The organism is Pseudomonas sp. K5002 (assembly GCF_013386655.1).
Classification (GTDB): Bacteria; Pseudomonadota; Gammaproteobacteria; order Pseudomonadales; family Pseudomonadaceae; genus Aquipseudomonas.
Genome location: NZ_JACARK010000356.1, coordinates 1 through 6,960, shown reverse-complemented (window position 1 = coordinate 6,960; position 6,960 = coordinate 1). Strand labels below are relative to the sequence as shown.

General features: G+C 60.0%; 6 protein-coding genes. 3 read left to right on the top strand and 3 right to left on the bottom strand.

Annotated features, from left to right (window positions below; translation table 11 throughout):
- From HX846_RS17375 to HX846_RS17365, 3 genes are all read left to right on the top strand, one after another.
- A partial coding sequence (locus HX846_RS17375; protein ID WP_256739829.1) for a LysR substrate-binding domain-containing protein occupies positions 1–447 on the top strand: 447 nt, incomplete at its 5' end.
- A 102-nt stretch (positions 448–549) separates the two neighbouring features.
- A complete protein-coding gene (locus tag HX846_RS17370) occupies positions 550–4,341 on the top strand; it encodes a hypothetical protein (RefSeq protein ID WP_256739828.1) in 3,792 nt (1,263 codons plus the stop codon).
- A gap of 98 nt (positions 4,342–4,439) precedes the next feature.
- Entirely contained in the window at positions 4,440–5,786 is a 1,347-nt protein-coding gene (locus HX846_RS17365; RefSeq protein WP_178904019.1) for a sodium:proton antiporter, read from the top strand.
- A 3-nt stretch (positions 5,787–5,789) separates the two neighbouring features.
- Here HX846_RS17365 and HX846_RS17360 read toward each other — a convergent pair whose 3' ends face one another.
- The 3 genes from HX846_RS17360 to HX846_RS17350 all read right to left on the bottom strand — a co-directional run bounded on the left by HX846_RS17360 (position 5,790) and on the right by HX846_RS17350 (position 6,772).
- On the bottom strand, positions 5,790–5,930 hold the full coding sequence (locus tag HX846_RS17360) for a hypothetical protein (RefSeq protein WP_003217070.1): 141 nt from the start codon (positions 5,928–5,930) through the stop codon (positions 5,790–5,792).
- An 11-nt stretch (positions 5,931–5,941) separates the two neighbouring features.
- Positions 5,942–6,154 (bottom strand): hypothetical protein, encoded by a 213-nt coding sequence (locus tag HX846_RS17355; RefSeq protein ID WP_003217072.1) that lies wholly within the window; start codon positions 6,152–6,154, stop codon positions 5,942–5,944.
- Positions 6,155–6,226: 72 nt separating this feature from the next.
- On the bottom strand, positions 6,227–6,772 hold the full coding sequence (locus HX846_RS17350; protein ID WP_003217074.1) for a hypothetical protein: 546 nt from the start codon (positions 6,770–6,772) through the stop codon (positions 6,227–6,229).
- Positions 6,773–6,960 lie beyond the last annotated feature (188 nt).

The following is a 6,960-nucleotide window of genomic DNA, read 5'->3' as shown; positions in this document are numbered from 1 at the left end:
CAGGACATGGTGGCCGTGCCGCTGACCGGCGAGCTGCGCTGGATCATGGTCGCCTCCCCGGCCTACCTCGCACAGGCAGGGACACCTGCAGCGCCCAGGGACTTGCTCACGCACTCCTGTGTACGCATGTACCTGGGCGACAAGACCACCTACAAATGGGAACTGGGCAATGGCGTACGCCAGCAGCGGCTCGATGTGCCCGGCCACTTCAGCGCGGCCGACACCCAGACCATCGTTGATGCGGCCCTGCAAGGCGTGGGTATCGCCTACTGCCTGGAGAATCGCGTGCTGGCGGAACTGGCCGACGGGCGCTTGGTGGAAGTGCTGCCCGACTGGGCCTGCATCGGCGCGCCGCTGTGCATGTACTACCCCAGCCGGCGTCAGTCGCAGCCGGGATTGCGCCAACTGATCGACATGATTCGGCTGAGGACCGCGGCGCACCCTTAGCATGGGCGCGTAAAACGCCGTATCAATCTGCATGCCAGTGGGATGGAATCGCTGAGGGGGCATCGGGTACGAAGAGTTACACCCGCTGGAGCGAAGCGCTGCTTGGGTGTACTCGATAAATTACCGGATCCCCCTCCTATGACAATTGCTCCTACTCAGGCTACGGCTTCTTTCATTCCTTTGAACGCACCTGACAAGCCGCTTCCCCCGGCGCGGCTCCAGGCCGCAGCGCCGGAAAATGCCGCGCCAGGCTCCCCCGGGACCAGGATCCCCAGCCCGCGTGCCGATGCCGACGGTGAACTGGCAGGCCAGGTAGCCAGCGCGCTGCGTCAGGTCAAGGGCGACGGCCATGACGACGCGATCATGGTCGAGAACATTCCGCCGAACTCAACGTTCGGGCAGTGGTGGTCGCAGTTGGGGCGTGCCATGGAGTCCCCGCAAGTCCGTGACTGGATGAGGGAAAACGGGATAAACCCCAATTCAGTGATGATTGACCCCAATACCGGGAAGATCACCTACCAGCGCAGGCCCTCCGCCGCCGCGCAACCCAACGGCCCCGATGACAAAGGCTGGGCGCAGGTGGGCGCACAGGTCAGGGACGCCGCACGCGTTATCGGCGACGGTAACCCGATCCCCTTCAAACCGCCGCTCTCCCAAAACAGCAACAGTGCCCCCCTGTGGTTGGTGAGCCAATTCTACAAAGAGCAAGAACATATCCTGCCGGATCATGCCCACGAGCGTGCAGATGAGTTGGCGCGCGACAAGGCTTTTACCGGCGTGAGCGGCCCGCGTTTTGCGGACCTGCACGAAACCCGTGGTGAGGATGAGGTTGAGCGCCAGAAAGCCCTGGTGGGCAATACCCAGACGCTGAACACCGTGGGGCGTGAACTCAATTACCTGCTTGAGCGGATTCGATCGGGCAGCATTGGGAGCGGTGACGTTCTCGACTACCTGCAAAAGAATAAAGTCGAGCTTCACCCCGACAGCGCTTACCGCCAGGTCGGGAGCACCGACTCAGGGAGCACCATTAGCCTCAAGGAATTCCTTGAGATCAATGGCTGGGACGTGCCAACCACGCCCGAGGAGGTGGAGAACCTGACGAATTATCTGCTCAGGCCTGAACTCCAGGCGCCGCTCCATGGCAATTATGGCGGTGCGCTGGAATGGCAGCCCCCGCTTGCGCCCGAGGCGGCGAATCAGCTGCGGTCCGACCTGCGCCGCGGCAAGATCGGCGACGTTGATTTGAACGGCGCCAGGAACGTAGTGGAATACCTCATGCAGGGCAAGTCGTTCACGCCTTCCGAGCTGGCTGACCCGCAGCGGGTGCTCGACTCGCTGATCCGCTCCCCCAAGGGCAAGGCGTTGGGCGAGGCCCTCCAGGCAAAATTTGACGCGCAGTCCATCAAAGGCAGTGCCACTGATTGGCTGTTGGCGGCCATGAGTGTGGACAAACACAACTCGTTCCGCGCGACAGACCCCAGGTCCAGGCATCACATCGCCGGTTTTGCCGTGACCGGGAACAGTACCTGGGGCAAACCCGCATCCGGTATCGTCAGCCGGTTGGCCGAACATCTTGTCAGCACCGGCAAGGCATCGTCACCCGAGGCAGCGGCGCTACAAGCGCATCTGCTGCTCTCCACCCGCGCTCCGGAGTTCCTGGTTAAAGACATCCCGGACCAGGTCACCCCGGGTTCCCATAGTTGGGTCAGTTTTGTCACCGCGGTAGAACGCATCGAAGCGCAGTCTCCGGGTTCAACCGCAGGGATGTCCTACGGGCAGGTCATGCTCCACGCTGAGGTCGCGCCGGTCTCCGCCCAGGAGCGTTATGTCGAATATGCCGCCCAGCAAGAGGCGCTCAAGGATTGGGGAAGCGCGAACGGTATGCCGTATCCGGTGACCGAAGGCCAAATGAATGATGTACGCGATGCATTCGATGCGCAGATCACCGAGCTGAGCGCGGCCAGTCAAACACAGAGCATGCCGATGCCATTACGCAAGGAAATGGCCCTGGAGCAGTTGCGCAAAGCCCTGCCGGGCATGGATACGGCAACCCTGGAAGACAAGAGCATCACGCTGGAACCCGCCCATAGCGATTTCCCGGGGCCTTATTCGATCCTCGACTTGTATATGAAGGACGCGCTTCACCATCGACCTGGCGTCGAAGAACCACCGGCCGTAGGGGTACTTGGAATTGGGCCCCCGCCCCCCGCTGACAATCATTGGGTGACCTCATCCAGTACGTTGAACCTCAGCGAGGTGCTGGAAAAAACCAAAGACCTGCCAAGTATGCCGAACGTGTTCCAGGACGCGTTCGGGGAATACGCCGACGGCATCGAAAAAAGCGTCGCGACCCAGGTCAAGTGGATGGTTTCGCGGCTCCCTGAAGAAGACCGTAAAAACCTGGAATACGGCGAAATCACAGTGGTCAGGGAAGTCGACGTCGATAAGGACAACTTTGGCAAGGAAACCCGCAAGCGGGTGCCCGACGACAATTGCCTGCTGGTGAAAACCAGGCGCAACAACCAGGTGCACATCTACGAAATCAATCTCAGGACCGCAAAGATTACCGAGCGTACGGACCTGGGTGACTTCACGGCAGGCAAACAGCCTTCCAATCACACCCATTACCATAAAGACCTGGAAGAAGTCATACCTTCGGGCGAGTACGCACCCGGGTTGACGGATGAAAAAATCCAGGCCGCCAACCCCAAGAGCTTTGGCAGTGCCCGAACGTCTTATATTGCCGATGCCATGGTGAAGGATGTTGATATCCGGTCATTCAAAAAAGAGGCCGAGGGGCTCACCACGCTGGATACCGAGGTTCCATTTTACAAGAAAGTCAATGAATTCCTCCTCAACCTGATCCCCTTGAGGTCGGCAATCGTCAACTTTCAAAACGGCAACATCGGCGAAGGTGTCGGCGACCTGGCCCTGGATATATTTGGGTTTGCCGTAGGCCTCGGTGCGGCAGCCAGGGGGGCCAAGGCCGTGGCCGCCGGCGCATCGGCTTTCAGCAAGTTCGCCCAGGGCGCGAAGATTGTCGGGCGCGCGGCGCTGGGGAGTTTCAATCCGTTGAGCGGAGCTGATGATCTGGCCCGGAGTGCATTGAAGCTGGGGCGCACCACGCTTGCCGCTGGACGTAACGGCGTCAATCATCTGCGTGGCGCCTTGCGCAGTGTCGACCTGATGTCACTGGCGAAAAAGCCCGGCATTGCCGAAGGCACTTACAAGGCGGCCAATGCGACCGAAGAAGCCAAGGTGTTTGCGAAGTTTGATGACGCCACCGGTAATTGGCACGCCTTGAATGTGAAAACCAGAAAGCCCTTTGGCGAGCCGCTGGAATATTTCAAAGCTGACGCCGTGCCGGTAGAAGCGCTTCGCGACAAACTGGAGAAGCTCCATGCCAAAACGGGATACACCGGGACAATCTGCTACGAAAAAACCATGTTCGTCGGGATGGCAGACAATGCACTCCCGTTGAAAACTCGCGAGGCCGTGCTGGGCAGTGTGGTCAGGAGCGGGGATTCCAATTACACGCAACGCTACAAGGACCTGATGGGTATTACTGCCGAGAATACCAGCGCCGTATTCAGGCCCGCGGACATTACCGAATCAGGCGTTATCAATTTCATGAGCAATAGAGCAGACGGCAATATCGTACACACCGCCTATATTCAAAAGAGCAGTGATGGAAAACTCTATATCTACAACACCAACCAAGCCGGCCTGGACAAAGCCATGTTCGATGCCACTGGCACTCTTGATCAATCGGTCGGTGCAACGGTATTCAGTCTTGATAATGACGGGCTGCAAAAGTTTCTCGACTCGGGGTTCACCTTCTCCTTCACCCCAAACAGCACCCTCAATGCCAACGTAACACGCCTGGCGACCTGACAAACCGCGCATTGCCCGAGCAGGCAATGCGCGTTTTTTGAACCTCTCTCTCCCGGCAAACCTCAAACGTTCACACAGACCATGCCCGGGACTATTCAATGACCTTCATCCTATGGATGGCCGTACTGGGCGCGGTGTTGCTCACCCTCGCCCTCACCTCCTCCTACCTGCGCTGGATGCCGGTCACCACCTCGGCGGTGTGCCTGTTGCTCGGCGTTTGTATCGGCCCGCTGGGCATGGACCTGCTGCATCTGGACATCAAGGCCTCGGCCAGTTGGATGGAACACCTGACGGAAGTCGCGGTGCTGTTTTCGCTGTTCGTCAGCGGGCTGAAACTGCGCCTGCCCCTCAAGCACCGAACCTGGCGCATTGCGTTTGGCATGGCCGGGCCGGTGATGCTCTTGACCATCCTCGGGACGTGCCTGGTGCTGCATTGGCTGCTGGGGTTGTCGTGGGGGGTTTCACTGCTGGTGGGGGCGATTCTTGCGCCCACCGACCCGGTGCTCGCGGGCCTGGTGCAGGTCAATAACGCGCAGGATTATGACGCGCTGCGCTTCGGTCTTTCCGGTGAGGCAGGCTTGAACGACGGCACGGCCTTCCCGTTCGTGATCTTTGCGCTGATTTTCATGCAGCACGGCGGGTTCGACGGTGACTGGCTGGGCGGCTGGGTGCTGAAAAACCTGCTCTGGGCCGTACCTGCCGGGTTGCTCGTGGGCTACTGGATGGGGCGTGGCATCGGTCGCGTCACCCTGAAGATGCGTATCACCAATGCCGACAGCACCCTGTCACCGAATGACTACCTGACGCTGGCCCTGATCGCCCTCGCCTATGTGGTGGCCGAAGCCATCGGCGGCTACGGCTTCCTGTCGGTATTTGCCGCCGGCCTCGGGCTGCGCCAGGCCGAGTTCAAGTCCACCGGCAACTCACAAACCCCGGCGGAACATCTGGCACAGCCGGTGGTTGGCCACATGGAAGTTGAGCCTGAGCATGCGTTGCATGGCGATGTCGGGCAACTGCAGGACACGCAAATCGCCGCCGGGGTGATGATGGGCGACATGCTCGCCTTTGGTGGGCTGGTAGAGCGTTCGATGGAAGTGTTCCTGGTGACCTTGCTGGGCGTGGTGCTGGTCAGCCATTGGGACTGGCGGGCGCTTGCGGTGGGGGCGGCGCTGTTTTGCGTGATTCGCCCCCTCAGCGTGCTGTCGATACCCTGGGGCAGCTTGCTGAATCGCCATCAGCGCGGGCTGGTGGGCTGGTTCGGGATTCGCGGGATCGGCAGCATCTACTACCTGTTCTATGCCATCAACCACGGGCTGGTGGGCACCAGCAGTGCGGTCGCGGTGAACCTGACGCTGTCAGTCATTGCCCTGAGCATCGTCGTTCATGGTCTCAGCACGCAGCCGATGCTGGCGTGGTATGAACGACGTGCCCAGGCACAACAATGACGTCTACTCCTGGTTTTCAGTGTTGCCGACGTCAGCGGCATCATCCAGGTCGTTAAGCGGTACTTCGGCATCATCCATCAATGAACCCGGGTCTTCATTGCCCGGGTCATTGAGTTCATCGTCTTCGTCTATTTCAACTGACATCACCGTCTCCTCTAACCGCCTTGGGTATCGATATCGGCATCGGTTTCAGGCTTGGGCTCGCGCTCGGGCTTGAAGTCTGGACTGTAGTCGTTTTCCTTGGCCTTTGGGTCGCTGGCAGGCTTGGGGTCTTTTGGCGCGTCGGCCGCGGTGCCGGGGGCCGGTTCGCCGCGGTCGATGGCGGGATCGTTACGGTTGCTGGTTTGCGGGTCGTTGTCTGTGCTCATGGCTCACCTCTGTTGGAAAACGCAGACTGCGTAAAGGTAAGGTCCCGTGCGGGTCGGTGAAGTTCCAATTGCTTATGAGCCGGGGTTGTCCACCTGGATGTAAAACGCGTAGGCCCCCAGCATCACCCAGAACACCATGAACAGCCAGGGCGCGCGCATCGAGAACAACAGCGACTTGCGATAGCCCTTGTGGGACGACTCCATCTCACTGAACAGTGGCGACTCATCGTAGGCCAGGCCCATCACCGGCTCGCTGCGCAGCAGTTCGCTCTGCTTGTAATGCCAGTGGTCGATGATTTCGTAGGCCGCCCGAATCCCCGGCCAGGCGTTGAGGGAACTGAGAATGCCCAGGGTCGCCAGGAACACGGGCACCACCAGGGTGAACAGCTTGCCCCATTCAGGGTTCAGGTTGCCCATGCCGGACACGAAGGCGATCACCAGGAATGACTGGGCCGTGAGGTAGGCGTCGGTACGGTTGGCCAGGATGCTGGTTTCGTACTGGATTTCACGCCGGTAAAAGTCGAGACGGTCCTTGGGCGAACCGAAAATCTTCGCGTTGTGTTCGCTGTGGTCGGTCAGGCTCGATTCCGGGGTGTCGGGTGAGATGATTCTGGGCACATCCGTGCTCCGTGCTGGCATTTGAAGCAGTTTAGAAGAACCGGGCTGGTGCAAAGTTCAAGTAATCAGTGCACCGTTTTGAGGCGATAGGGCCGCATCGGTGGCGCGGGAGCTTGGGCCCGCTGGACCGGGACAGCGCTCCAGTGCGCAGCGGTCTGATTCCTTTTTGGGGCCCCTGCGCAGCCCAG